Origin of the sequence: Bradyrhizobium sp. 27S5 (assembly GCF_037217225.1) — a bacterium.
GTDB classification, from domain to species: Bacteria; Pseudomonadota; Alphaproteobacteria; order Rhizobiales; family Xanthobacteraceae; genus Bradyrhizobium; species Bradyrhizobium septentrionale.
The window spans coordinates 2,253,025-2,279,536 of sequence record NZ_CP147714.1; the positions used below are offsets into that span (position 1 = coordinate 2,253,025).

The 26,512-nt window shown below is 64.9% G+C and carries 25 protein-coding genes; 17 read left to right on the forward strand and 8 right to left on the reverse strand.

Features of this window, described 5'->3' with window-relative positions; translation table 11 throughout:
• Positions 1-64: 64 nt before the first annotated feature.
• On the reverse strand, positions 65-1,063 hold the full coding sequence (locus tag WDM24_RS10700) for a LysR family transcriptional regulator (RefSeq protein WP_338831165.1): 999 nt from the start codon (positions 1,061-1,063) through the stop codon (positions 65-67).
• Positions 1,064-1,185: 122 nt separating this feature from the next.
• Between WDM24_RS10700 and WDM24_RS10705 the strand changes: the two genes are divergently transcribed.
• Both WDM24_RS10705 and WDM24_RS10710 read left to right on the forward strand, forming a co-directional pair.
• The gene (locus tag WDM24_RS10705) at positions 1,186-1,590 is read left to right on the forward strand and encodes a DUF1330 domain-containing protein (RefSeq protein ID WP_210292685.1); all 405 of its coding nucleotides are present in this window, start codon (positions 1,186-1,188) and stop codon (positions 1,588-1,590) included.
• Positions 1,591-1,681: 91 nt separating this feature from the next.
• Positions 1,682-2,628, forward strand: a protein-coding gene (locus WDM24_RS10710; protein WP_166081867.1) for an IS630 family transposase whose coding sequence is annotated in 2 segments (ribosomal slippage) — positions 1,682-2,021 and positions 2,021-2,628 — 948 coding nt in all. Because the reading frame shifts where the segments join, the coding sequence is not laid out codon by codon here.
• Between the two features lie 135 nt (positions 2,629-2,763).
• On the opposite strand, the gene WDM24_RS10715 is transcribed toward WDM24_RS10710, so the two are convergent.
• From WDM24_RS10715 to WDM24_RS10730, 4 genes are all read right to left on the reverse strand, one after another.
• Complete coding sequence (locus tag WDM24_RS10715; protein ID WP_338831166.1) at positions 2,764-3,399, reverse strand: aspartate/glutamate racemase family protein; 636 nt, start codon at positions 3,397-3,399, stop codon at positions 2,764-2,766.
• A gap of 94 nt (positions 3,400-3,493) precedes the next feature.
• Complete coding sequence (locus tag WDM24_RS10720) at positions 3,494-4,504, reverse strand: amino acid ABC transporter substrate-binding protein (protein WP_338831167.1); 1,011 nt, start codon at positions 4,502-4,504, stop codon at positions 3,494-3,496.
• A gap of 83 nt (positions 4,505-4,587) precedes the next feature.
• Positions 4,588-5,943 carry an aspartate aminotransferase family protein gene (locus tag WDM24_RS10725; protein ID WP_338831168.1) on the reverse strand — a complete coding sequence of 452 codons (1,356 nt, stop codon included), beginning with the start codon at positions 5,941-5,943 and terminating at the stop codon, positions 4,588-4,590.
• Between the two features lie 5 nt (positions 5,944-5,948).
• On the reverse strand, positions 5,949-6,824 hold the full coding sequence (locus tag WDM24_RS10730; protein ID WP_338831169.1) for a MurR/RpiR family transcriptional regulator: 876 nt from the start codon (positions 6,822-6,824) through the stop codon (positions 5,949-5,951).
• Between the two features lie 106 nt (positions 6,825-6,930).
• Here WDM24_RS10730 and WDM24_RS10735 point away from each other — a divergent pair, with 106 nt between their 5' ends.
• The 14 genes from WDM24_RS10735 to hemC all read left to right on the forward strand — a co-directional run bounded on the left by WDM24_RS10735 (position 6,931) and on the right by hemC (position 22,911).
• Positions 6,931-8,118: an ABC transporter permease subunit gene (locus tag WDM24_RS10735; protein WP_338831170.1), complete on the forward strand. Its 1,188-nt coding sequence runs from the start codon at positions 6,931-6,933 to the stop codon at positions 8,116-8,118.
• Between the two features lies 1 nt (position 8,119).
• Positions 8,120-9,241 (forward strand): amino acid ABC transporter permease, encoded by a 1,122-nt coding sequence (locus WDM24_RS10740; RefSeq protein ID WP_338831171.1) that lies wholly within the window; start codon positions 8,120-8,122, stop codon positions 9,239-9,241.
• Positions 9,242-9,405: 164 nt separating this feature from the next.
• Positions 9,406-10,332, forward strand: coding sequence for a hypothetical protein (locus tag WDM24_RS10745; RefSeq protein WP_338831172.1), 927 nt, complete (start codon positions 9,406-9,408; stop codon positions 10,330-10,332).
• Positions 10,333-10,720: 388 nt separating this feature from the next.
• Positions 10,721-11,515: a FadR/GntR family transcriptional regulator gene (locus WDM24_RS10750; protein ID WP_338831173.1), complete on the forward strand. Its 795-nt coding sequence runs from the start codon at positions 10,721-10,723 to the stop codon at positions 11,513-11,515.
• Positions 11,516-11,548: 33 nt separating this feature from the next.
• Positions 11,549-12,979, forward strand: coding sequence for an amidase family protein (locus WDM24_RS10755; protein WP_338831174.1), 1,431 nt, complete (start codon positions 11,549-11,551; stop codon positions 12,977-12,979).
• 234 nt (positions 12,980-13,213) lie between these two features.
• Complete coding sequence (locus tag WDM24_RS10760) at positions 13,214-14,434, forward strand: ABC transporter substrate-binding protein (RefSeq protein ID WP_338831175.1); 1,221 nt, start codon at positions 13,214-13,216, stop codon at positions 14,432-14,434.
• 973 nt (positions 14,435-15,407) lie between these two features.
• Positions 15,408-16,160 (forward strand): 2-amino-5-chloromuconate deaminase CnbZ, encoded by a 753-nt coding sequence (gene cnbZ / locus WDM24_RS10765; protein ID WP_338831176.1) that lies wholly within the window; start codon positions 15,408-15,410, stop codon positions 16,158-16,160.
• A 124-nt stretch (positions 16,161-16,284) separates the two neighbouring features.
• Positions 16,285-17,877, forward strand: coding sequence for an NAD(P)/FAD-dependent oxidoreductase (locus WDM24_RS10770; protein ID WP_338831177.1), 1,593 nt, complete (start codon positions 16,285-16,287; stop codon positions 17,875-17,877).
• Positions 17,877-18,284, forward strand: a complete 408-nt coding sequence (locus WDM24_RS10775) for a c-type cytochrome (RefSeq protein WP_166304702.1) — start codon at positions 17,877-17,879, stop codon at positions 18,282-18,284. The genes WDM24_RS10770 and WDM24_RS10775 overlap by 1 nt, the downstream gene beginning before the upstream one ends.
• 78 nt (positions 18,285-18,362) lie before the next feature.
• Positions 18,363-18,851, forward strand: coding sequence for a RidA family protein (locus tag WDM24_RS10780; RefSeq protein ID WP_166304705.1), 489 nt, complete (start codon positions 18,363-18,365; stop codon positions 18,849-18,851).
• A gap of 127 nt (positions 18,852-18,978) precedes the next feature.
• Positions 18,979-20,397: a M20/M25/M40 family metallo-hydrolase gene (locus WDM24_RS10785; RefSeq protein WP_338831178.1), complete on the forward strand. Its 1,419-nt coding sequence runs from the start codon at positions 18,979-18,981 to the stop codon at positions 20,395-20,397.
• A complete protein-coding gene (locus WDM24_RS10790) occupies positions 20,397-21,215 on the forward strand; it encodes an aspartate dehydrogenase (protein ID WP_338831179.1) in 819 nt (272 codons plus the stop codon). Before WDM24_RS10785 ends, WDM24_RS10790 begins: the two co-directional genes overlap by 1 nt.
• Complete coding sequence (gene pncA / locus WDM24_RS10795; protein WP_338831180.1) at positions 21,215-21,835, forward strand: bifunctional nicotinamidase/pyrazinamidase; 621 nt, start codon at positions 21,215-21,217, stop codon at positions 21,833-21,835. The genes WDM24_RS10790 and pncA overlap by 1 nt, the downstream gene beginning before the upstream one ends.
• A gap of 65 nt (positions 21,836-21,900) precedes the next feature.
• On the forward strand, positions 21,901-22,911 hold the full coding sequence (hemC, locus tag WDM24_RS10800) for a hydroxymethylbilane synthase (RefSeq protein ID WP_338831181.1): 1,011 nt from the start codon (positions 21,901-21,903) through the stop codon (positions 22,909-22,911).
• An 8-nt stretch (positions 22,912-22,919) separates the two neighbouring features.
• Here the strand turns inward: hemC and WDM24_RS10805 are convergent, their stop codons facing one another.
• The 3 genes from WDM24_RS10805 to WDM24_RS10815 are packed head-to-tail and all read right to left on the reverse strand — an operon-like array spanning position 22,920 to position 25,464.
• A complete protein-coding gene (locus tag WDM24_RS10805) occupies positions 22,920-23,609 on the reverse strand; it encodes a DUF1045 domain-containing protein (protein WP_338831182.1) in 690 nt (229 codons plus the stop codon).
• A 20-nt stretch (positions 23,610-23,629) separates the two neighbouring features.
• The gene (locus WDM24_RS10810) at positions 23,630-24,802 is read right to left on the reverse strand and encodes an alpha-D-ribose 1-methylphosphonate 5-triphosphate diphosphatase (RefSeq protein WP_338831183.1); all 1,173 of its coding nucleotides are present in this window, start codon (positions 24,800-24,802) and stop codon (positions 23,630-23,632) included.
• Entirely contained in the window at positions 24,799-25,464 is a 666-nt protein-coding gene (locus WDM24_RS10815) for a chloramphenicol acetyltransferase (protein ID WP_338831184.1), read from the reverse strand. The genes WDM24_RS10810 and WDM24_RS10815 overlap by 4 nt, the downstream gene beginning before the upstream one ends.
• 200 nt (positions 25,465-25,664) lie before the next feature.
• Here WDM24_RS10815 and phnC point away from each other — a divergent pair, with 200 nt between their 5' ends.
• A complete protein-coding gene (gene phnC, locus WDM24_RS10820; RefSeq protein WP_029081436.1) occupies positions 25,665-26,480 on the forward strand; it encodes a phosphonate ABC transporter ATP-binding protein in 816 nt (271 codons plus the stop codon).
• Positions 26,481-26,512 lie beyond the last annotated feature (32 nt).

Here is a 26,512-nt window from a genome sequence, read left to right on the forward strand (position 1 = left end):
GCCGAGTGGGTGAAGGGTGAAAGCCGACTATGTGTTGGAGTTCTCCGCGATAAAGTCACAGCTTTCAATCACGTAGCCTTCTCGTCTTGCGGGCCGCGCGCTGTGCGGGGAGCCGATGCTTCCCTTTCGTGTTGGCTGAGGCCGGCTCCGTCGGGCGCGTGATCGGAAACGTCTCGCGCATATGCTCTGCGAGCATTGCACAATAGTCGGTCGCGAAACGAGGCAAGGGGCGCCGCTTGTCCCAAGAGATGGTCAGGGGCTCCTGCAACACCCGGCGCCTGTGCGTGAGACCGACAATCCTCAATTCGTAGCGCTGGCACTTCAGCTGGGAAGGAACGATCGCTATGCCGTGCCCTGCCTCGGCGAGTGCCAGCAAGGTGTGCGGGTTCCGGCTCTCGAATGCGATCGCAGGCTTCAGTCCCGCCATGCGGGCTGCCGCGTCGAAAGCACGCCGAAATCCGAATCCGCTGTCCATCAGCAGCAGCGGAAACTCGCCAAGGTCGGCTACCTCGATCGTCGTTTGAGGGCCAAGCGGCATCGAGGGATGGCAGGCAGCCAGCAGCTCTACAGATCCAAGCGGAAGGCTGCCGTAGTGCTGTTCGCTCAACTTGACTGCGTGCAGCAGGTTTTGGCCGAGATGAATTTCACCGCGTTCGAGCATCGTCAATATTTCGTTGCCCGTCCCCTCCCTGATCCTTACTTCAACGCGGGGATAGCGCTTCGCATATCGGTGCAGAAATTGCGATAGGACACTCTCGATGTGTTGCGGCGACCCGGCTATCTTTAGAACTCCCGTGTCTCCCTGGCGGAGCAACTGAGCCTGCTCTTTCAGTGAGCTGGCGCTGTTGAGCAGCAGTCGGCAGCCTGCAATCAACTGCTCGCCTTCACCGGTCAGCAAAAGGCGGCGCCCGACCCGATCGAACAGCCGAAGGCCGAGCTCCTGCTCAAGTCCGATGATTTGCCTGGACAGGGCCGGCTGAGCGACCCGCAACCGCAACGCAGCTTTCGAGACGGTGCCGAGCTCGGCCACGGTCAGGAACGTGAGGGCCTGTCGAAGGTTCATGCCCGCTTATACCATTACGGCATGAACTTTCAGAGAATATATGCATTGGACACGTTTTGGGCCCGGGCGGACAGTCCTGTCGGCTGCTGCTCGTGGGGGCGGCGACATCGAGGGAGGCCCGCATGAATGCTCGAAGCAAGATCGGTCTCGTCATGCTCACATGCGCCACTTTGGGTGCTCTAGGCAGGGAAGCACTCCATGGCGAACCGGGGCCACCCGCCTATCTGATCGGGCAAATCGACGTCATCAATCCCGATGGCTATGCCAAGGAATATCTGCCCAAGGCGAGGGAGATTATCAAGGCGCACGGCGGGAAGCTGGTTGCGGCCGCAGGCGCGGCGGCGACCGGTTCGCAGGTCGTTGCCGTTGACGGAGAGCCACCCAAACGCGTGGTCATCTACATGTATCCAAGCATGGCGGCGCTTCGGGCTTGGCGAAACGATCCGGCCTACGTGCAGGTCCGAGCCGTCGGCGAAAAATACGCCACGTATCACACATTCGCTGTCGAGGGCTCTGTCGCCAACTAGAGCATTTTCCGACCGGAAAGAATCGGGTGGGGATTCCCAAAACGGCGCGAGTCAGATTCAAGCTGCATGCTGGCGAGGGAGGCCAGCATGTATGGCCAGGGCGCTTTCGGTTGATCTTCGCCAAAGGGTGGTAGCCGCGATTGACGGTGGCATGTCCTGTCGACAGGCTGCTGAGCGCTTTGGTGTCAGCGCGGCCAGTGCGATCCGCTGGCGCGGTCGCCTCAAGAAAGTTGGCGACATCGTTCCTAAACGCCAGGGCGGTGACCGCAAATCGCAGCGCATCGAAGCGCATTCGCAATTGATTCTGGAGGCGGTGACAGCGAGGCCGGATATCACGCTTGCCGAGTTGCGAGAACTGTTGAAACGTCGTGGAATATCGACTGGCATCGCGTCGCTCTGGCGTTTTTTCCAGCGCAGAAAGATCACACTTAAAAAAAGACAGCGCACGCCGCCGAGCAACGGCGCGGCGATATAAATGCCGCACGTGAGGAGTGGTTCGAAGGGCAAATCGACCTTGACCCTGAGCGTCTCGTCTTCATCGACGAAACCAGCGCCAACACCAAAATGGCGCGGCGTTACGGGCGCTCGCCACGCGGCGAGCGATGTCGTGCAGCTATCCCACACGGACATTGGAAGACGACGACGTTCACCGCTGGATTGCGCTCCGACGGTCTGATCGCGCCGCTTGTTCTGGACGGTCCAATGGATGGCGACGCTTTCCTGGCCTACGTCGAGCAATTGCTCGCCCCATCGCTGCGGCCGGGCGATACCGTTATCATGGACAACTTGCCCGCTCACAAGGTCCATGGCGTTCGAGAGGCCATCCAGGCGGTCGGAGCTAGCCTGCTCTATCTTCCGCCCTACAGTCCAGACTTCAACCCGATTGAAATGGCCTTCTCCAAACTGAAAGCGCTGTTGCGGGCCGCCGCAGCGCGCACCATGCCCGATCTCTGGCAAGCAATCGCCAACGCTCTCAAACGCTTCTCACCCGAGGAATGTCAAAATTATCTCGTCGCGGCTGGTTACGACGCAACGTGATCGGAAAACGCTCTAGTCCCGATCGTCTCGAACACAGGGATCAGGAAAGCAACGGTCCTGCGCGGTGGACGGGACAGCATTCCTGGTGATGTCGCGCGCAAGTGGTCCACGCGGCGAACGTCTGTGAGTGCCGGCCTAGCTAATCCCCAGCATCGCCTTCAGCTTCAGCACGGCACTGTCGGGTGTCGTCAGCACCTCGCGGCCGGTGGCTTCAGCGACGCGTTCGGCCGCGGGGGCCATGCTGTACTGCGCGAGCGCGATCAGATCGCAGTCGCGCAAATCCCTCGACGCCTCGACCACGATGCGGTCGTGCTCGGCGCGGTCGCCGCGGTCGAGCGCCGCCAGCGCGCCCTCGGCGAGTTTTGGCACCAGCGTGACCGACGATCGAAATTCCGGCGGCATCGACACCAGCGTCGGCGGGAAGGTCGAGAGCAGGCCGATGCGTTGTCCCTTCGCCACCGCCTGCTCGATCATCGCCTCGTTCGGCTTCAGCACCGGGATCGGCGCGTGCTCGCGCGCCACCGCCTCGATGCAGGGACCGAACGCCGAGCAGGTGAACAGGATGCCGTTGGCGCCGGTGCTCACCGCGTAGCGGCCGATGGTGAGAAAGCGCTCGGTCATGCGCTCGTTAAGCTTGCCGTCGCGCGCGAGGTCGGCCGACAGGCTGTCGTCGAGCAGGTTCATCAGCCGCGCCTCCGGCCAATGCTTTGCGAACGACGCCTCGATCGGGACGATCGAGTGCTTCAGGGCGTGAATCAGGGTGATGCGCATCGGGTCGCTTGTTCTACTCCCTCTCCCCGTTCTTCACGGAGAGAGGGTTGGAGTGAGGGGCCCTCTCCCCGTAAACGGGGGCGAGGAAAAGTCATTACTTAAACGGGATCGCGTACATCAACCCGCCCTTGCTCCAGGTGGCGTTCAGCCCACGCTCGAGCTTCAGCGGACTTGCCTTGCCGACATTGCGCTCGAAAATCTCGCCGTAATTGCCGCCGGCCTTGATCGCCGCGACCAGCCATTTGTTGTCGAGGCCGAGCCGCGACCCGAGATCGCCGGAGACGCCGAGCAGGCGCTGGATAGCAGGGGTCTGCGACTTCGTCATCTCGTCGGTATTGGCCTGGGTGACGCCGAGCTCCTCGGCCTCGACCAGGCCGTAATGCAGCCAGGTGATGATGTCGCTCCAGACCTCGTCGCCGTTGCGGGTGAACGGGCCGAGCGGCTCCTTGCTGATGGTCTGCGGCAGCACGACGTAATCGTCGGCCTTCGGCGCGGCGGTTGCGACCGCGCCGGCGAGCGCGGAGGCGTCCTGGGTCATGGCATCGCAGCGGCCGCCGAAGAAGGCCTGGTACATGGTGTCGGGGCGGTCGAACACCAACGGCTTCCAGTCGATGCCGTTGGCGCGGCCGTAGTCGCCGAGCGTCACCTCATGCGTGGTGCCCTGCGCGACGCAGACCGTGGCGCCCTTGAGGTCCTTCACTTCCTTGACGCCGAGGTCCTTCTTCACCACAAAACCCTGGCCGTCGTAGAAATTGACCGGGCCCTGGCGCAGCCCAAGCGTGGTGCCGCGCAGATAGGTCTGCGTCGAGTTGCGGTAGAGCACGTCGATCTCGCCGGACTGCAGCGCGGTGAAGCGGTTCTGCGCGGTCAGCGCCACAAAGCGCACCTTGGCAGGATCGCCGAGCAGGCCGGCGGCCAGCGCACGGCAATAGTCGACGTCGAGGCCCTTGAAGTTGCCCTGCGAGTCCGGCGCCGAAAAACCGGCAAAGCCGGTCGAGACGCCGCACACCAGCGTGCCGCGCTGCTTGACGGTGTCGAGCGTCGCCGCGCTTGCGCCCGCGATGCTTGCGGCGAGAACGGTTGCAGTGATCAATCCTCTGTACATATTACTCCTCCCTCCTGTTTGAGCATGATCCATGCGCAAACGCTTCGCGTTTGTCGCGGAAAACCGGTGCCCACTTTTCCGGATCATGCTCCGTGACCAACATCTTTCAAGGCGCTGTCCACTGCAGCCCCGAGCCTTTCGACGATCATGTCGATGTCGCCGGGCGTTGCGATATAGGGCGGAGCGAGCAGCACGTGGTCGCCGCGCTGGCCGTCGGCAGTGCCGCCCGAGGGATAGCAGCCGAGGCCGCCGGCGAAGGCCGCGGATTTGATCCGCTGATGCAGCTTCAGCTTGGGATCGAACGGCTGCCTTGTGCCGCGGTCGGCGACCAGCTCGATCGCCCAGAACAGGCCGCGGCCCCTGATGTCGCCGACATGGCGGTGATTGCCGAAGCGTTCGACGAGGCGCTGCTCGAGCTGCCTGCCGCGCTCCTTGACCTGATCGAGCAGCTTTTCCTCAGCGATCGTCTTCTGCACCTCGAGCGCCGCGGCGCAGGCGAGCGGATGCGCCAGATAAGTGTGGCCATGCTGGAACGCGCCGGAGCCGTCGCGCACGGTGTCGACGATGGTGCCGCTCGCGAGCATCGCGCCGATCGGCTGATAGCCGCCGCCGAGGCCCTTGGCGACCGCCTGGATGTCGGGCGCGATGCCTTCCTGCTCCCACGCATGCAGCGTGCCGGTGCGGCCCATGCCGCACATCACCTCGTCAAGGATCAACAGCGCGCCGTGGCGGTTACAGATCTCGCGCACCGCCTTGAAGTAGCCGTCCGGCGCCGGCACGCAGCCCGCGGTGGCGCCGACCACGGGCTCGGCGATGAAGGCCGCGACGGTGTCGGGGCCGAGCCGCTGGAATTCGGCTTCGAGCTCGGCGGCGAGGCGGCTGACGAACGCAGCCTCGGATTCATCGTCGCGCTTCTCGTGATAGGCGAAGGCGGGCGTGACATGGCTGAACGACGGCGACAGCAGCGGCGCGTAGGGCTCGCGGCGCCAGGCGTTGCCGCCGGCCGACAGCGCGCCCAGCGTGTTGCCGTGATAGCTCTGGCGGCGTGCGATGAAGCGCGCGCGCTTCGGCTCGCCGCGCTCGATGAAATATTGCCGCGCCAGCTTGATCGAGGCCTCGATCGCCTCCGATCCGCCGCTGACGAAGTAGACATAAGAGAGACCGCCGGGCTCATGGCCGACCAGCCGCTCGGCGAGCTCTTCCGCCGGCGCGGAGGAGAAGAAGCCGGTATGGGCATAGGCGAGGGTCGAGGCCTGCTTGGCGATCGCGGCGAGAATCCGCGGATGCTGATGGCCGAGGCAGGAGACCGCGGCGCCGCCGGAGGAATCCAGGATGCGGCGGCCATCCTCCGCGATCAGAAACACGCCGTCGCCGCCGATTGCTTTCGGCGGAGTTTCGCGCAGGCTGCGATGCATCACGCGGCTCTTGGGGGCTGCCATGACACTCATCCTTTCTCGGAAAAATATTGCGACATTTCGGCAAGCCGGCCCTCGGTCTCCTCCAGCTTGCGTTTTGCACCCGCGCCACCCAGCGTGAAGCTGACGGCGGCGAGCGACTGCGCTACCGCGATCGCGCCGGTGAGGCTCGGGAAGAAACCGGGCGAGGCGGCGGCCTCGAACAGCAGCAGATGATCAGCGCCCTCGGCCATCGGCGCGCTGATGGTGTCGGCGATCGCGATCAGCGTGGCGCGCGCCTGATGCGCCGCGCGCGCGGTCTCGACGCTGACCAGCGTGTAGGGCGCAAAGCCGATCACGACCACGGCGTCATCGGCGCGGAAGGCGCCGTGATCGAGATCGAACGGGCCGGAACCGCCGACCAGCTGCACGGCGTCGGGGCGGAACAGGCGAAGCTGATAGGTCAGGAGTTCCGCGACGCTGCGGCAGCTGCGAAAGCCCGTGATCCAGATCCGGTTGGCCGCATGCAGCGCACGCGCGGCTTCCGCAATCGCACTCGCGGAAATGCGCGCAAGTCCCGCAGCTTCCGCCTCCAACTTGTCGTGCACCAGCCTGACATCGGCATTCGGCCCGGCGCGGCGGCTCTTGGCGCGGCCGGAAAAGGGCGAGCCCTGCGCCGGCCTTCGCGCCTCGGTGAGCGCGGCGCGCAATTCGTCCCAGCCGGAATAGCCGAGCGCCTTGGCAAGACGGGTGAAGGAGGCGGGGTCGGCGCCGGCGACCGAGGCTAGCTCGCGCATCGAGCGGGTGGTGGCGTCGTAGTCGTTGGCTGCGACAAACCGCCCGACCTCCTGCAACCGCATTGGCAGCGATGGCAGCGCGCTGCACAATTCGTTCAGGGGCGATGGTTTCGGCTGAGCCTGGGCCATGAAACATATGTTGCATGAATCCAGATTTGGTGCAACATATGAAGTGCGCAGCCGCGAATACGCTCTTGCGCATGGCAGAAGATCGCTTCTCAGAGGATCCTGTGCTGTGACGACATCGACGCCGAAACGCCCTCCCACACGTCCCTGGCAGCTTTCGCTCGGCGATCCCCGCGTCGCCGGCCTGTTCTGGCAGATCCTGGTGGTCGCCATCGCGGTCGCCATCGTCGCCTTCCTGTGGTCGAACGCGCTGCATAATCTCTCGGTGCGCCGCATCTCGACCGGCTTCGCCTTCCTCGGCCGCGAAGCCGGCATGCCGATCGCCGACAGCTGGATCGACTACACGCCGAAGAACAATTATCTGCGCGCCTTCATCGTCGGCGTCGTCAACACGCTGCGCGTCGCCGTGATCGGCATCGTGCTGGCGACCGTGATCGGCACGCTGGTCGGCATCGCACGGCTGTCGTCGAACTGGCTGCTGGCGCGGCTCGCCGCCGTCTATGTCGAGGTGCTGCGCGACCTGCCGCTCTTGCTGCAGCTGCTGTTCTGGTACGTGCTGATGCAGGGCCTGCCGGCGGCGCGCCAGGCGTGGAAGCCGGTCGAGGGCGTCTATCTCTCCAATCGCGGACTGATCCTGCCGTCGATCCCGCTGCATGAGGCCAATCTGTGGACGATCCTCGCGGTGGTCGCCGGCCTGGTCGTGTTCTATCTCGTCAGGCGCCGCCTGATCGCGCAGCAGATGCTCGACGGCAAGGCGCGGCCGGCCTGGCCTTACGCGCTTGGCCTCGTTTTTGCGCTGCCCGCGATGGTGTCGTGGCTTCTGGGCGCGAGCTGGAGCATCACGCTGCCCGAGCTGCGCGGCTTCAACTTCGTCGGCGGGCTGACCCTGGCGCCGGAATATTTTGCGCTGCTGATCGCGCTCGTCACCTACACCTCGGCCTTCATCGCCGAGATCGTGCGCAGCGGCATCCAGGCGGTGCCGCGCGGGCAGTCGGATGCCGCCAAGGCGCTCGGGCTGAAGCGCAGTTTTGTCTTGCAACACATCGTGCTGCCGCAGGCGCTGCGCGTCATCATCCCGCCGATGACGAGCCAGTATCTCAACCTGACCAAGAATTCCTCGCTGGCGGTCGCGGTCGGCTACCAGGACATCGTCTCGATCGCCAACACCACGCTGAACCAGACCGGGCAGGCGATCGAGTCGATCGCGCTGATCATGATGGTGTTCCTCACCATCAGCCTCGGCATCAGCCTGTTCATGAACTGGTACAATGCGCGGATCGCGCTGGTGGAGCGCTGACATGAGCTCGGTCGCCCACCTTCCGCAGGATCCGCTGCCGATCGGTCCGCGCCCCGCGCCACGGGCGCTTGGCGGTCAGTTCACCGCGTGGCTGCGCGCCAATCTGTTCCCCTCTATCCCGTCTGGTATCGTGACCTTGCTGCTGCTGCTCGTGCTCGGCAAGGCTTGCATCAGCCTCTGGCAGTGGGGCATCGCCAACGCGGTGTGGATCGTCCCCGGCAGCGACAGCAGTGCCTGCCGCGCGCTGCGCGGCGTCGGCGCCTGCTGGGCGGTGATCCCCGAGAAATACCGCTTCATCCTGTTCGGCACCTATCCGTTCGACGAGCAGTGGCGGCCGGCGCTCGCGGTTTTGATCTTCATCGCGCTGTTCGTGGTCTCGAGCCGCCGCAGTTTTTGGCGCAAGGAGCTGTTCCTGCTCTGGGCCGCGGCCCTGATCGTGATCGGATGCCTGATGTGGGGCGGCTTCCTTGGTCTCAGCTTTGTCACGCAGGACCGCTGGGGCGGGCTGCCGGTGACGCTGATCCTCGCCACCTTCGGGCTCGCCTTCGGCTTCCCGCTCGGCATTCTGGTCGCGCTCGGCCGCCGCTCGAAACTGCCGGCGATCCGTTCGCTTTGCGTGCTCTATGTCGAGCTGATCCGCGGCGTGCCGTTGATCAGCCTGTTGTTCATGGCGAGCGTGATGTTCCCGCTGTTCATGCCCGACGGCGTCAACATCGACAAATTGCTGCGCGCGCAGATCGCCTTCATCCTCTATGCCGGCGCCTATCTTGCCGAAGTGGTGCGCGGCGGATTGCAGGCGGTGCCGCGCGGGCAGTATGAGGCGGCTGATGCGCTCGGCCTGTCCTATTGGGAGAAGAACGCGCTGATCGTGCTGCCGCAGGCGATCCGCCACGTCATCCCGCCGCTGGTCAACACCTTCATCGCCTTCTTCAAGGACACCAGCCTAGTCCTGATCATCGGCATCTTCGACCTGCTGACCACCGCCAAGACCGCGATCGTCGATCCCGCCTGGCAGGCGTTCAGCGTCGAGGTCTATGTGTTCGTAGGCGTGATCTACTTCGTGTTCTGCTTTGCGATGTCGCGCTACAGCCGCGGCCTCGAGGCGCAGCGCACGTCCGGCTGAGGTGGAGCCTGCCGTGATGGATCGATCCGCCTTGCGCGGAACCTGATATGCCCATTTGGATAAGCTTGAGAAAGTGGAAAACATCTCCGTGAGTGCGTGAACCCCGGCAGCGGCAACTTGCACTCATGTGGTGCGATCACGCAGCTCATGAGGAGATCGATGCCATGGCGCCCCCGAAACGCTCGCCTCATCCAATCGAGCGACCGCCGAAGGGCATGGCCGTCCCGCGCAATTGGGGATTGATGCAAGGCGGCATTCCCTACCGGCCGCACGGCCCTGTCCGACCGGGAGATACCCGGCCTCAGGAAGACTGGTACACCGTCGCTGAGAAGTTCAGTGTCGGAGTCAAGGAGCTGATCTATTTCAACTTCATGACCGACGACCCCGATGTCGTGAACTGGTACCTCAGCCACTATGTGGGATGCGTCAAGGTCAGCCCCAGCGGCAACAACTGGATGTTCAGCAATTCGGCCAACCCCGGGATCATCTACATCCCGCCCGTCGATCATGATCCAATCGATTTCGAGGCCGAGGATATCTGCGTCTGGACTCCAAACGATGCGAAGACGTTTCTGATGCGCCTGTTTGCGCTTGCGCAGGGCATGAAGGGCTACAAGGGGCAGCGCATCAAGAAGCTCGTGCAAGTGATCCTGAACGCTGGGTATCCGGCGTGCCTGGACCTCTGGTACTACAACGATATGGTCATATCGGTGTATGTCGACATCAAGGAAGGCAACGCCAAGCGCCGCGAGATGATCAAGGCGACGCGCGGCGCGTTTCCGTTCAGTGGAGAGTCGGGGGTCTACGGGCAGCAGGGCAGCGAAGAGCGCCATCGCGGCATGTGGCAAATCCATCCGGTCAGAAGCCTGTTCACCGACTCTTGCGGCGCTTTCAATGCTCAGGCCATGAAGGACCGCCTGGAAAGCATCGACGAGGAAATGTACAGGGGCTGGCACGAGCTTGATATGGTATCCGCCAAGTCAAGCCAGGGCGGCGGCAGTGCCTTCGGAGAGATGGTCTGGGACTTTATCAACCATGTGAGACTGTTGTCGGAAGACGAGAAGCACCTTTACTGGGCGTTTTCACAATAGCGGCCCATCGCTCGCCTGCCGCAACCATGCCGGCGCTTGTCTCACCGAAGTCGTGCGCGGCGGATTGCAAGCCGTGCCGCGCGCGGACCAAGCGAGGCGGGAGACGCGCTCGGGCTGTCCTGCCGCGAGAAGCACGCGCTGATCGACACGCCCAGAGTATGCAGGGCGATCGCACAGACATCAGAGCGCTGGCGTGCTGTTCCGCATCCGTCATGGCCGGGCATAGCCGTCCGAGGGACGACGTCGCTTCCGCTCGCCTATTTCCCGGCCATCCACGTCTTTTCCCGCTGCGGTCGCCAAGATGCCCGGGCCGAGCCCGGGCATGACGAGACGAAGGGCGGATCGAAACGCCTTGCCAAGCCGTCCCGGACCTATTTATGATCATAAAATGGATAAATCGGCTTTACCCTCCCTCGACCCCTCCCGGCGCGCCTCGATCAAGCGCAAGCGCTCGGACGCCGTCGCCGACCTGATCCGCAGCCACATCTTCCAGGCCGGGTTGCAGCCCAACGACCGGCTGCCGCAGGAGGGTGAGCTGATCGAGATGTTCGGCTGCAGCCGCTCGACCATCCGCGAGGCGCTGAAATCGCTCGAAGTGCAGGGGCTGGTGCAGAACACCACCGGGCCCGGCGGCGGGGCGCGGGTGGCGCCGGTGTCGATCAACCGGATCGTCGGCCTGCTCAGCAACTACTTCTATTTCCAGTCAGTCTCTACCGCGCAGATCTACCAGATCCGCCGGCTGATCGAGCCGGAACTCGCCTTCAGCGTGGTCGGCCACCTCACCGCAGAGCATTTCACGGCGCTCGACAAGGCGATCGCGGTTCAGGAGCATCATCCTGGCGGCATCGCGGATTGGGAGCACCACCGCCATGCCGAGATCGATTTCCACGACATCCTGATCGAGGCCTGCCCCAATCCGCTGCTCGGCCTGGTGGCCCGGTTCGTCAACGAGGCGATCCGCCATTTGATCGGCAGGCTCGGCGTGCAGGAATTCGCATCGAGCTTCACCTGCGAGAACATCGAGTTTCACAAGCGCCTGATGGCTGCGTTCCGCTCCGGCAACGCCGCGCGCGCGAAGCGCGTGATGCTCGACCATGTGCTGAGCGCCGAGGCGGTGGTCGTCCCCAAGGAGGACCACCGCACGGATCAGCCGGTGTTTTATGAGCCGTTGCGGCTCGACTGAACCAACCAGCAAAAACAAGCGGAGGAACGACACGTGACGAACGCACCCATTTGGCAATGGTCGGCCGTGGAGACGGCTGCGGCGATCAGGAACGGCGAGGCGACCTCGGAGCAGGTGGTCCGCGCCCATCTCGACCGCATGCACGAGGCCAACCCGGCGCTCAACGCCGTCGTCGTCGACCTCGGCGCGTCAGCGCTGCAGGCGGCGAAGGCCGCGGACGCGACGCTGGCCGCGAGCAAGCGTCAGGGTGGAAGCGTCGGGCCGCTGCACGGCGTGCCGGTCACGATCAAGATCAACATCGACGTCGAGGGCCAGGCCAATTCGAACGGCGTGGTGGCGTTCAAGGACAATATCGCGCCGGGCGACTCGCCGGTGACGGTCAATCTCAGGAAGGCCGGCGCTGTGATCATCGGCCTGACCAATACGCCGGAATTCTCGCTGCGGGGCTTCACCGACAATCCGTTGCACGGCCTGACGCGCAATCCCTGGAACGCGGATGTGACCTGTGGCGGATCCTCGGGCGGCGCCGGCGCCTCGATTGCGGCCGGCATCGGCACCATCGCGCATGGCAACGACATCGGCGGCTCGTTGCGCTGGCCGGCGCATTGCAACGGCATCGCCACCATCAAGCCGACCCAGGGCCGCATCCCCGCGTTCAATCCGAGCGCGACCGCGGAGCGGCCGCTGATGGCGCAGTTCATGTCGTCGCAGGGACCCTTGGCGCGCCACGTCGCGGACGTGCGACTCGGCCTCGAGGTGATGGCGCAGCGCGATCCGCGCGATCCCTGGTTCGTGCCGGCGCCGCTGACGGGGCCGAAGCCTGCGGCGCCGGTCAAGGTCGCGCTCGCAAAGATCCCTGAAGACATGGCGACCGATCGCGGCGTGATCGCGCTTCAGCGCAAGGCCGCCGATCATCTGGCCAATGCCGGCTATGCGGTCAGCGAGGTCGAGCTCCCCGACCTCAACAAGGTCTGGCAGCTCTGGTGCGATCTGATCATGACCGAAGTCCGCGTCCTGCAGCAGGACCAGATGCTGGCGACCACCAGCGCCGACTTCCAGAAGTCGTTCCGCGGCTTCATCGCGATGGCCAACCCGCTCGACCAAGCCGGCTACATGAAGGCGATCGCCGAGCGCTCGCGCCACATCAGGAACTGGATGACGTTCCTCGAACAATATCCGCTGGTGCTGATGCCGACCACGGTGCGCAAGACGCCGGAGGTCAATGCCGATCTCGGTGGCGATCAGCGCGTCAAGGAGCTGTTCTGGAACGACCTCCGCTTCATCTCGTCGATGAACGTGCTCGGTCTGCCGGCGGCTGTGGTGCCGGTCGGCCTGCATGAGGGATTGCCGGTCGGCGTCCAGATCGTCGGCTCGCGCTATCGCGAGGACATGTGTCTCGACGCCGCCGAGGCGATCGAGCGCAAGGCCGGCATTCTCGCACGGCAATTGTGGGAGCGGCGATGAGGCGATCTCGACGCCACCTCGCATAATCCAATCGTGTGATTCACGGCACGCCGCGGCGAAATCTCGTCGCGGCGTTTGCATGATCGGCGACGCGCGCGTGTCGGCACTGCGGTCGTGTTCCTCCTCCCGGAATTTCTGCGCGGAATCGCAGAGCGCCATGTCGGCGATGGGGTTGTCGGCGATCCCTGATTCCTTCAGGAGATCGTCCGAAACATCCGAACCGTTGGGAAAGAAATGTCCATTACCAAACGCTCGCATTTCCTGGTCGCAATTGCTGCCGTGTGCCTCTCATTTGCGGCCGGCGCTGCCCGAGCGGAGGATGGCGTGCTGCGCGTCGGCATCATCACCGACATGAGCGGGCAATATTCCGACGGCAACGGCCCCGGATCGGTGATCGCAGCGCAGATGGCCGCCGAGCAAATCGGCGGCACGGTCGCCGGACGCAAGATCGAGATCATCTCGGCCGATCACCAGAACAAGCCGGACGTGGCGACCGGCATCGTGCGCAACTGGATCGACAACAAGGGCGTCGACGTGATCGCCGAGGGCGTCAACTCGGCGGTGGCGCTGGCGATCCAGACCGTGACGCGCGAACGTAAGAAGCTGTTTCTGATCTCGGGATCCGGCTCGTCCGATCTCACCGGCAAGCAATGCTCGCCGACCAGCGTGCAGTGGACCTATGACACCTACGCATCCTCGAACGCGACGGCCAAGGCCGTGGTTGCGCGGGGCGGCACGCCCTGGTTCTTCCTCACCGCGGATTATGCGTTCGGCCAGGCGCTGGAGCGCGACGCCAGCAAGGCGGTGACATCAGCCGGCGGCAAGGTGCTGGGCGCGGTCCGCCATCCGTTCGACACCGCGGATTTTTCGTCGTTCCTGCTGCAGGCGCAGTCCTCCGGCGCCAAGATTCTCGCCCTCGCCAATGCCGGCTCCGACTTCCGCAACGCGGTGTCGCAGGCCGACGAGTTCAACATCCGCGCCAGCATGCAGCTCGTCGCGCTGCAGGTGACGCTCACCGACGTGCCTGCGCTTGGGCTGGCGCATGCGCACGATCTGCTCTTTACCGATTCCTTCTATTGGGACCGTACGCCGGAGACGCGCGTGTTCGCCCAGGAGTTCTTCAAGCGGCACGGCGCGATGCCGACCGCCTACCAGGCAGGCGTCAACTCGGCGCTGCGGCACTATTTCAAGGCGGTCGCCGCCACCAATTCGGTGGATTCGGAGACCGTGATCGCGCAGATGCGGAAGACCCCGGTCAATGATTTCTTTGCCCAGAATGGCGTCGTGCGCGAGGACGGCCGCATGGTGCATGACATGTATCTGATGCGTATCAAGAAGCCGGAAGAGTCCAAGGGCAAGTGGGATCTCTACGAGTATCTCGCGACGGTGCCGGGCGACCAGGCCTTCCGTCCGCTCGACGAAGGCGGATGCCCCTACGTCGCCAAGGCGCATTAGGGCGCGGCGATCGAGGACAGGGCAGGCGCTCCGGTACGGAAATCGCGGAGCGGGGGTGAGGTGAGCACGCTCCCCCGGCTCCCTCCCCCCTTGCGGGGGAGGGTTGGGGAGAGGGGTGGCCCCGGGCGCGATGCAAGAGATCAGCGTCGTTGCATTAACTCCGCGCGCTTGCGGGAAGAGAGTCCCTTCAACAGCAACGGAGCAAGCGGCACCCCTCTCCCTAACCCTCCCCCGCAAGGGGAGAGGGAACCCTGCCGCTGTGCGTCCCTTACGCGCGCGTGACACTGAGTTGCCCGACGTGGCAAGCCCCCGCAGTAAAAATATTTCGCTTTATCAGAAGTGCAACTCGGTGTATGGTCCGCCCGTCTCACCCGATACGGGTGGGCGCTTCGCGGTCGTCACGAACGCGGTGTGAGATGCGGTGGACGCTGATTGCGCAACTGACGAGTGCGCATGAAGCGGACGGTGAAGTCGTGTGGTCCTGACGCCCTAGTGGCCGGTGTCCCCTTGTAAGACGCAGTTGCGTTTTGCGAAGGCGGTGACAAACAAGCCCAGTCTCGCCGGGGAGAGCACGAAGTAAACCGTAAAACCATCGCGCAGGGGAAGCCGGGTTGTTCCCGGTTACACCTGTGGTCCTACCTCCGGTGCTTTTTGTTGCACCGGACCCATGGGTGCGATCGGCACCCGGCTTTCCCTGCGCCCTCTGCTAGAGGAGAGGGCGGAACGAGAAGCAAAGCTCGGGCAATCATGTCGCGAGAATGCGAAGCTGTATCCCCACCCACACTGTCATCGCCCGGCTTGACCGGGCGATCCAGTACGCCGCGGCCTCTCGGCTCAAGCACAGGCGTCTCTGGAATACTGGATCACCCGCTTTCGCGGGTGATGACACCGTGTTGTTTGACATCCTTAATCGAGAGTATTCTCCATTGCGAGACACAGCGACGACCGCATCCACCTCACGTCACGAGGCAACATGACCAGCACCATCGAGGCTCCCGACGGCGGCTACCGCTTCATGCCCGGCGTCAGCCAGTATTCCTGCGGCATCGGCGCGCTGCCCGGCTTTGCGATCGAGCGCGTCAGGTTCTCGGAGCCGGTGCCGTTGAGCGCGGGCTTTAACAGGATCGCGGATATCCTCAAAGCCGCGGGTCGTCCGCTCACCGCGTTCGGCGCCTGCGAACTGCGCTCGCCGGCGCCGTTCACCGAAGACGGGTTCAAGGCCTTCAACGCGATCTACATCAAGACCTTGATCGAATGGGGCGTGATGCGCGACGGCGTCAATCCGGTGGCGCGCAGCAACGTCTGTCCAAAACTCGATCCGCCCGGCGAGCCGTCGTTCCACGCCTTCTCCTACACGGTGCCGGCTGCCAAGAACGCAGCGACGAGCTTCGTCGTGGCCGGCAGCGGCGAGTCGGTCGAGGGCAAGGCCAATTATCGCGATCACACTGTGGCCCTCGGCGACACCAGTCCGGCCGGCATCCTGGCGAAGGCGAAATTCGTGGCTAGCGAGATGGAACGCCGGATGAGCGCGTTCGGCGGCACCTGGCAGGACACCACCGCAGTGCAGCTCTACACCGTCCACGACGCCTATCCGGTGCTCGAAAGCGAGCTCGGCCGCCGCGGCGTGCTGCGCAACGGCTTAACCTGGCATTTCGACCGGCCGCCGGTGATTGGGCTTGACTTTGAAATGGATTGCCGGCGCGTGCATCGCGAGCGCGTGGTGTGATGCATCGATCAGGTGGCGCATCAAAAGCGCGTGTGGGTGCATGGCGAAGCGTGTGGCTTTCCTTGACACGGATCGCGTCAACCGTTTCCCTTCGCCATCGAAATCAGCGGCTGGGTGAACGCGGGTGCAGAACGAATCTGTGATCAGGCGGCGGGATCTGCTCGCGCTGATCGGCACCATCGCCGGCAGTTCGGCGATGTATCACGCGATGACGAGCCTCGGCTTTGCATCCGAGTCCGCCTACAAGGGGCCGCTCAAGCTCGCCGGCGACGTGAAGAGCACCTCGGTGCTGATCCTCGGCGCGGGGCTTGCCGGCATGACGGCGGCGCTGGAACTGCGCAAGGCCGGCTACAAAGTCCAGATCCTCGAATTCAACAACCGCCCCGGCGGCCGCAACTGGTCGATCCGCGGCGGCGACAGCTTTACCGAGCTCGGCGGCTTCAAGCAGACCTGCCAGTTCGAGCAGGGGCTCTATCTCAATCCCGGCCCGTGGCGGATTCCCTATCATCACCGTGCGCTGCTCGATTACTGCCGCCGGCTCAACGTGACGCTGGAACCTTTCCTCCAGCTCAACCACAACGCCTATCTGCACGCGACGCGCGCATTCGACGGCAAGCCGCAGCGCTTCCGCAGCATCAAGGCGGATTTCCAGGGCCAGGTGTCGGAGCTGCTCGCGAAAGTCACCCAGCAGGGCAGGCTCGACGAGGTCGTCACCAAGGAAGATCAGGAGATATTGCTGCAGGCGATGCGCGACTGGGGCGCGCTGGACCGCGACTACAAGTACAACGCCAACCTGGTCTCCGCCGAGTTCCGCGGCTATACGCGCGATCCCGGCGGCGGCCTGATGGACGATCCGCTGCCGAGCGACCCGATCTCGCTGCAGGAGCTCTTGCGGTCACGGATGTGGCGCTATCTGCAGAGCTATGCGCGCTACGACTTCCAGACCACCATGTTCCAGCCGGTCGGCGGCATGGACATGATCGGCAAGGCGTTCGCGCGCGAGGTCGGCGATCTCATCCGCTACAACGCCAAGGTGACGCAGATCCAGCAGAACGGCTCCGGCGTCACCGTGAGCTATGTCGATACAGCCAGTCCATCCACGGTGCAGCAGGCGACCGCCGACTGGTGCATCTGCACCATCCCGCTGCCGATCCTGAGCCAATTACCGGTCGACGTCAGCGGGCCGATGAAGAATGCGATCGATTCCGTGCCCTATGCCGCCTCGGTGAAGATCGGGTTGCAGTTCAAGCGGCGGTTCTGGGAGGAGGACGAGGCGATCTATGGCGGCATCAGCTACACTGACCTGCCGATCCGGCAGATCGCCTATCCGAACTATGGCTTCAACCGCGGCGGACGCGGTGTCCTGCTCGGCGGCTACATGTATGGTGGCGCCAATTCCTTCGAGTTCACGGCGATGACGCCGGCCGAGCGGGTCGCCAGTGCCGTCGAGTTCGGCGCCAAGATCCACCCGCAGTACAAAAGCGAATTCGAGAACGGCGTCGCGGTGGCCTGGCATCGCGTGCCGTTCACGCTCGGCTGCGCCGGCGAATGGACCGACGCCGGGCGCGCGCAGCATTACCGAAATCTCTGCCAGATCGATGGCCGCATCGCGCTGGCGGGCGAGCACGCCTCGCAACTGCCGGCTTGGCAGGAGGGCGCGATCCTGTCCGCGCTTGACGCCATCTCTCGGCTGCACGAACGCGTGGTGAAGACGTGATGATGCGTACCAGCATATCAGCGGTTGCAGCGTTGACGCTGCTGTCCGCCACCACGGCGGTCGGCCAGGACAACGCGACCGGCAAGCGCACCTTCTCCTCGGGCTACCGCTTCGTGGAGATGACCGGCGAGGAGCTGTTCGGCAACGTCTGTCAGGGCTGCCACATGCCGGATGCCACAGGCGCGAGCGGCGCCGGCACCTATCCGGCGCTCGCCAGCAACAAGAATCTCGAATCCGCCAGCTATCCGATCTTCCTTGTCATCAATGGCCGCCGCGGCATGCCGGGGTTCGGCGACATGATGACCGATGGTCAGGTCGCTGCCGTTGTGAATTATTTGCGGACGCACTTCGGCAACACCTATCAGGACGCGGTGACGGCCAAGGACGTCCAGGACGCCCGCCGCTAGAAGCGTTTTCGAGCGAAGTGGGTACCGGTTCGCGTGAAGAAAACGCGTCAAAACAAGAGTTATTCTGGGGAGAGTTTGATGAAATTCATCGGTATCGTGCTGGGCGCCGCGCTGTCGGTGGTGGCAAGCGCTGCCTCGGCTGACGTGATCAGGCATCCGATTCCCAATTCGACATTCCCGATCGCGCAGGCGGTCACCGTCACCGGCAACACCACGACCGTCTATGTCAGCGGCCAGGTACCGCCGGTCGCCAACAAGGATGCCGATCCGTCGAGCCCGCAGGCCTATGGCGATACCAAGACCCAGACCGTCGGCGTGCTCAATCGCATCAAGAGCATCCTGGAGGGCCAGGGGCTTGGCATGGGCGACGTCGTCAAGATGCAGGTGTTCTTGGTGCACAACGCGTCAGCGCCGATGGACTTCAAGGCCTTCATGGAGGGCTACACCCAGTTCTTCGGCGGCAGCCAGCCGAACCTGCCGGCGCGCTCGGTGGTCGGCGTCGCCGCACTCGCCAATCCCGGCTTCCTGGTCGAGATCGAGGTGATCGCGGCCAAGGATGCCAAATAAGGACTCCAAATAGCGTGCGCGAAACTGCGGAGCATGCGCGCGGAAATTGAAGGGCTCGCCGTCTTGCCAAAGCGCGTGTCGCCTGTCTGAATTCGCTCCTGAGACGATGGAATTCCGGGAGAGTACGATGTCGCACAAGGCCCGAAACATGGTTCGATCGCTGCGGCTCGCAGCAGCACTTGGTCCGGTCCTGCTCGCCACCGGCGCCGCGGCGCAGGGGCTGACCGAGCAGCAGCAGTTTGCCCGTGGCATCTACCAGGAACTGATCGAGATCAACACCACCACCGCGACCGGCGATACCCAGAAGGCGGCGGAGGCGATGGGCGCGCGGCTCCGCGCGGCGGGCTTCTCTGAGGCCGACGTGCACGTGTTCTCGCCGGCGCCGCACAAGGGCAATCTGGTGACGCGGCTGCCCGGCTCTGGCGCGCGCAAGCCGATCCTTCTGGTTGCCCATCTCGACGTCGTCCCTGCCCTCCGTGAGGACTGGACGGTCGATCCGTTCAAGCTCACCGAGCAGGACGGCTATTTCTACGGCCGCGGCTCCAGCGACGACAAGTTCATGGCGTCGGCCTTCATCACCAACCTGATCCGCTACAAGAAGGAGGGCTACAAGCCCGACCGCGACATCATCGTCGCGCTCGAGACCGACGAGGAGATCCTCGATGCCAACGGCCTCGGCATGCAGTGGCTGATCAAGAACCACCGTGACCTGATCGATGCCGAGTTCGCGCTGAACGAAGGCGGCGGCGTCGGCCTCAAGAATGGCAAGGCGATCCGCAACAGCGTGCAGACCAGCGAAAAGGTTTCGGTCGGCTACCAGCTCACGGTGAAGGATCGCGGCGGCCACTCATCGCTGCCGCGCAAGGACAACGCGATCTACCACCTCGCCGAAGGCCTCGTCCGGCTCTCCAATTACAGCTTCCCGATGAATCTCAACGAGACCACGCGAATCTATTTTGCGAAGATCGCCGAGGTCGACAAATCGCATGCCGACGACATCAAGGCGATCCTGGCGCCGCAGCCCGACCCGGCGGCGCTGGCGCGCTTGTCGGAAAATCCCGGCTATAATGCGCAGCTCCGCACCACCTGCGTCGCGACCATGCTCGAGGGCGGCCACGCCATCAACGCGCTGCCGCAGCTTGCGACCGCCAAGGTGAATTGCCGGATCCTGCCCGGCGAGCCGGTCGACGGTGTCCAGGCCACGATCGAGCGCGTGCTCGCCGACAAGCAGATCGAGGTGACCCCGACCGGCAAGGCCGTACTGAGCCCACCGTCGCCGCTGAACGAGGAGGTGATGGGATCGATCGAGAAGCTGTCGAAGGAGTTTTGGCCGAACGCCGAAATCGTCCCCACCATGAGCACCGGCGCGACCGACGGCAGCTATCTGCGCAATGCGGGGATTCCGACCTATGGTCATTCCGGGCTCGGCGCCGATGTCGATGACAATCGGAACCATGGCAAGGACGAGCGCGTGCTGGTCAAGTCGTTCTACGAGGGCGAGGAGTATCTCTATCGCCTGGTCAAGATGCTCGCCGGCGGAAAATGATGGCTGACGGCAAGACAAGGCTGCGAGTGGCGGTCGCCGGCCTCGGCGCGATCGGCACTGACGTCGTCAAGGCGCTCGATCAGGGCATCGAGGGCCTGACCTTGGTTGCAGCGTCGGCGAACAGTCCGGACAAGCACCGCGGCTGGATTGCAGAGCTCAACTCTGCGCCGAAGCTGGTGCCGATCGATGCGCTCGCCGATGTCGCGGACATCGTGGTCGAGTGCGCGCCGAGCAAGCTGGTGCGCTCGATCGTGGCACCGGTGGTCGAGCGCGGCAAGACCGCGGTCGTGCTCAGCGTCGGCGCACTGTTGCAGAACGAGGACCTGGTCGATCTCGCTCGCGCGCATGGCGGCCAGATCATCGTGCCGACCGGTGCGCTGATCGGGCTCGATGCGGTGACTGCGGCGGCGATCGGGACCATTCATTCGGCCAGGCTGGTGACCCGGAAGCCGGTCGCGGGCCTCGTCGGCGCGCCGCATCTGCTCGAGAACAACATTCACATCGAAGGGATCACCGAGCCGCTGCGCATCTTCGAGGGCAGCGCGCGCGACGCCGCCAAGGGCTTTCCGGCCAATCTCAACGTCGCGGTGGCGCTGTCGCTCGCCGGCATCGGCCCCGATCGCACCCGGGTCGAGATCTGGGCCGATCCGACGGTGACGCGCAACACCCACCGCATCGAGGTCGATTCCGACTCTGCGCGGTTCTCGATGATGATCGAGAACATCCCCTCGGAGAACCCGAAGACCGGCCGCATCACCGCACTGTCGGTGATCGCCTGCCTGCGCAAGCTGCGCGCGTCATTGCGGATCGGGACATAATGAAGATTTTGCCCGACGATCTCTTCCTGATCATCGACGTGCAGAGCGATTTCTGCCCGGGCGGCGCGCTCGCGGTCGCCGACGGCGACGCCGTCGTGCCGGTGGTCAACCGGCTCGCCAGCCGCTTTGACCATGTCGTGCTGACCCAGGACTGGCACCCGGCGGGCCACAGCTCGTTTGCGACCTCGCACCCGGGCGCGGCGCCGTTTTCCTCGATCGCCATGCCCTATGGGCCGCAGACGCTGTGGCCGGATCATTGCATCCAGGGCACCGCGGGCGCCCGGTTTCACCCCGACCTCGCAACCGACCGCGCCGAGCTCGTGATCCGCAAGGGCTTCCGCGGCGCGATCGATTCCTATTCGGCGTTCTTCGAGAACGACCGGACAACGCCGACCGGGCTCGCCGGCTATCTGCGCGAGCGTGGCCTCAAGCGCGTCGTGATGGCGGGGCTCGCGACCGATTTTTGCGTGCAATATTCGGCGCTCGATGCGCGGCGGCTCGGTTTCGAGACCGCGGTCGTGCTGTCGGGCTGCCGTGCCATCGATCTTGGCGGCTCGCTGGCCGCCGCCACCGCGGCGATGCGCGAGGCCGGCGTCACGCTTGTCGAGGAGATTGCCTGAGCGGAGCCGGCTAAGGGCAAAAACCGTTGTTTTGACTAGCCTTTTGTTCTAATCCCAAGCCGTTGATGTTGACGCGCAGCGGAGATTTCGTGTCGGGACAGGTTTTGCGGATAGGGACGCGCAAGAGCGCGATGGCGCTCGCGCAGACGGACGAGGTCGCGCGGCTGCTGCGCGCCTCGGCGCCGGACCTTGCCGTCGACATCGTCAAGTTCGAGACCCGCGGCGACCAGGACCAGACCAGCAAGCTGTTGCGTCACGGCGGCAAGGGTGGCGCCTTCGTCGCCGAGATCCGCGAAGCCATGCGCGCCGGCAGGCTGCAGGCTGCGATGCATTCGCTGAAGGACGTGCCGGGCAATGAGGAGACGCCGGGTCTGGTCCTCGCCGCGATGCTGGCGCGCGATGCGGCCAATGATTCGCTGGTGTTGCGGCCGGGTCTGACGCTGGATGCGTTTCGCGCCTCGCGCGGCAAGGGCTTCATGATCGGCACCAACGCCGTGCGCCGCGCCGCCTATCTGCGCCGACTGTTTCCGGAAGCGACCGTGATCCATTATCGCGGCGCCGCCGACACGCGAATTGCAAAACTCGATCGCGGCGCCAAGCAGCGGCTGCCCGATGGCGGCGAGGTGGGGCCGGCGGACGCGCTGGTGATGGCGCGCTCCGGTCTCGAGCGCATCGGCATGACCGCGCGCATCGCGCATGACTTCTCGGTCGATGAGATGCTGCCCGCGGTCGGCCAGGGCGTCGTCGCGGTCGAATGCGTCGAGACCGACTGGGCGACGCGTGCGCGGCTCGGGCGGATCGACAACGCGCCGTCGCGGCTCGCCGCCGAGGCCGAGCGCGAGGTGCTGTGGGTGCTCAACGGCCACTGCAATTCGCCGATCGCCGGCCACGCCACGCTTGCGGGGGCTGAGATGACGCTGCGCGCCTCGGTGCTCGACGAGGCCGGCGCCGGCTTCATCGAGGTGACGCGGAGCGGACCGGCGGACCGCCCGCGCGAGCTCGGCCGCGCCGTCGGCATGGAGCTATTGGAAAAGGGCGCCGCCGAGATCATCGCCCGCACCCGGGTCGAGGAATAGCGCCGCCGCTATGCCCGCAGCGGCCAGTTGCCGATGATGCGGAAGCGGGATGCGCTGTCGTCCTGCTTGAACAGCGCGATGCGGTCGACTGCGAGTGTCGCAAGCTCGATCGCGGCGAACCGCTCGCGCAGCCGTGCCACGATCGGGCCGCGCCGCTCGTCGCTCAGCCGCCCGGTCAACGTCATGTGGAAGCGGAATTCCTCCATGACGTAGGGATAGCCCCAGCGGTCGAGATAGTCGCGCTGCCGTTCCGTGAGCCGTTCGGGCTTGCGCCGCGCGCGATCGTCCGGGGTGAGCGGCGCGCGGAAGGCGTCGAACTCGGTGACGCAATCGGCGGCGAGCTGCTGGAGTTCGTCGGAGCGCTTCGCCGGGATCACGGCGATGAAACCGCTGATGGCATCGACAACAGGCTCGATCACCGGTATGCGCCGCGCGCGGCCTGCGAAGGCGGCGCAGGCGCCGAGAAGCTCGGCCTCGCTCCTGCCGTCGGCAAGCGCGGTCGGCGCCTTCAGCGTGGCGTGGAAGCCGTATTTGCGCGGGTCCTCCGTGACCTCGCGCCAATCGGGCGTGACGCCATCGGGAAACGGCAGATCGTCGCCAGACACGGCGTCACAGCCGAGCAGCCTCGAGCCGAAGCGGTGCAGGGCGCTGTCGGGTGACGGCGCATAGTAGATCGCGTAGCGCGGAGTGGGGGCCATGGCAGCAGAATAGAGCCTGACTATGCCGCCGCAACCGTCTTGCGCGGCGCGAGCGAGTGAACGAGGCAGCTTGCATCCGCCAGATGCACCAGCCGTCCAGCTGATATCACGGCGACGATGCGCGGCCGCAGCGGCACCTTGTCGTCGACGACGATGATGTCTGCGCGGCGGCCTGCGGCGAGCATGCCGCGATCGGTGAGCCCTGCGGCGCGCGCCGGCGCCGACGAGATCAGGTCCCACGCCCTGGCGAGTGGCAGGATGCCGTCGGCAACGAGGCGGAACGCTGCGAGCAGCTGCGCCGGATAGTAATAATCCGACGCCAGCACCGAGCAGAGGCCCTTGGCGATCATGTCGGACGCCTTGGTCCAGCCGGTGTGGCTGCCGCCGCGCACCACATTGGGCGCGCCGAACACGATGAAGTCATCAGCATCAGCGGCATCGCGCGCGGTCTCCTCGTTGACGGGGAATTCGGCGATCGCCGCGCCCAGCGCGCGAAACTCCTGACGCATCGCCGGGCTGTTGTCGTCATGCGACAGCATGCGGATATCAGCCGCGCGCGCCGCGGAGGCCAGCCTTGCGATCGAGGCCGGCACCTCGGGGCGGCGAGCCACGACCCGGTCGAGCATGTCGTTGACGGCCTCGACGGAGAGCCCGGTGCGTTCGGCCAGCTGGTTGCGCTTCTTCGGCTTGACGTTGCTGTGGTCGTTGAAGGCGAACAGGTCGATGCGGCTTTCGGTGAGCCATTGGATGATCTCGGCCTCGGCGTCGAGATTGTGGGTCTCGTGACGCAAATGGAAGCGCGTGTCGGCGGCGAGAAGCGGCCGCAGCGCCTCGATCGCATCGAGCAGCTTGCGAGCGTTCTCCGCGCTGCGCAGGCCGGGCTCCCACGACCAGGTCGTGCCGTGGAACACGGTGGTGATGCCGTTGGCGATCGCCTGCCGGTCGCTGTCAACAAGCGCGACGTCGGTCGGGAAGTCGACGCCCGGGCGCGGCATCATCTGCCGCTCGAACGCATCGCCGTGCAGATCGATGATGCCGGGCAATACCAAGAGCCCGCCGGCATTGATGTGAAGCGCGGCGCGGCCTTGCTCGGCGCCGAGCGCGCCGATATCGCGGCCTGCGGTCCGCAGCGAGGTTTCGACCAATCCGCCGTCAACCAGCGTGCGTCCGCCCTCGATGAAAATGTCCGTCACGATGCGGCACTCCGTTGTTTGGCCTGTGCTTGGGATACGGCCTCGGCCTCATACTTGTCGAGGAATTCCTCCACCGCGAGCTTGCGAAAGTCGGGCAGGACACGGCGGAGTGTTTCGTGATCCCAGTCCCACCACGCCAGCGCAGCGAGACGATTCGCGACCGCTTCCGAGAAGCGCCGCTTCACCGGGCGCGCCGGATTACCGGCAACGATGGTGTAGGCGGGCACATCCTTGGTCACGATCGCGCCGGCGGCAACAACAGCGCCGGTTCCAATGTTGCGGCCCGGCAGCAGGATCGCGCCGTGACCGATCCAGACGTCATGGCCGATATGCACGTGATGCGCACGTCGCCAGTTGAAGAAGTCGGTGTCGTCGCTCTCGCCGGGAAAATAGGCGCTGGCGCGGTAGGTGAAATGCGCCTGCGTCGCGCGATGCATCGGGTGGTTGCCGGGATTGATCCGGGTCATCGCCGCGATCGAGCAGAACTTGCCGATCGAAGTGTAGGTGATCTGGCTGTCGTTCACGACGTAGGAATAGTCGTCCATGCTGACTTCAAGCAGGATCGTGCGCGCACCGACCTCGGTATATTTGCCGAGCTTGCTCTCGCGGACCGACGCAGTCGGGTCGATGGTCGGCACAACCGAGAGTGTTTTTCCGGCCATCAGGGCCTCCGCAATTCATGTAAATCGTTGGCGTTCAGGGAGATGCGCGCTCGTCATCGGGATGCTTGATGACAACATCATGACGTCACGATGACGGCAAAAGAGCGGGTGTGGACGATCGCCGCACCGCAACGTCGCGTCACATAACTGTAAAACACCGGGGATAGCGATGGCCCAACACGGCGCGGTTGGAGCATTACATGCTGGTGGTGGAAGGTTTGACGTGCCGGTTCGGCACAAAAGCCGCAGTCGACAACGCATCCTTCTCGATCGCGCCGGGCAGCTTTGTCGGTGTGATCGGCCGCTCCGGTGCCGGCAAGTCGACCCTGTTGCGGATGATCAACCGTCTCGCCGATCCGACCTCCGGCCGCATCCTGTTCGAAGGAACCGACGTGACTGCATTGCGCGGCAAGGCGCTGCGGCAGTGGCGGGCGCGCTCGGCGATGATCTTCCAGCAGTTCAACCTTGTCGGCCGTCTCGACGTGCTGACCAACGTGCTGATGGGCCGGCTGGCCCAGATCCCGTCCTGGCGCTCACTGGCGCAAGCCTGGCCGGAGCAGGACAGGGCGCTCGCGATGTCCGCGCTCGATCAATTCGACATCGCCCAACTCGCGGCGCAGCGCGCTGACCAGCTTTCGGGCGGCCAGCAGCAACGTGTCGCGATCGCCCGCGCGCTGGTGCAGGAGCCCGACATCATCCTCGCCGACGAGCCGATCGCCTCGCTCGATCCGCGCAACACCAAGATCGTGATGGATGCCCTGCTGCGCATCAACAAGCATTTCGGCATCACCGTGCTCTGCAACCTGCACTCGCTCGACCTGGCGCGGACCTATTGCGATCGCCTGGTCGGCATGGCGGCGGGTCGCGTGGTGTTCGACGGCGCCCCGGCGGCGCTGACCGATCATATCGCCCGCGAGCTCTACGACCTCGAGGCCAACGACGTCATGGGCGGCGCGCCAATGCCCGCGCCCGACGGCGCGTCCGTTCCGGCACTCGGCACCGCAGCGGCGGCTTGAGCGTCGCGCGTTTTCCGATCTGAATGGCCGGG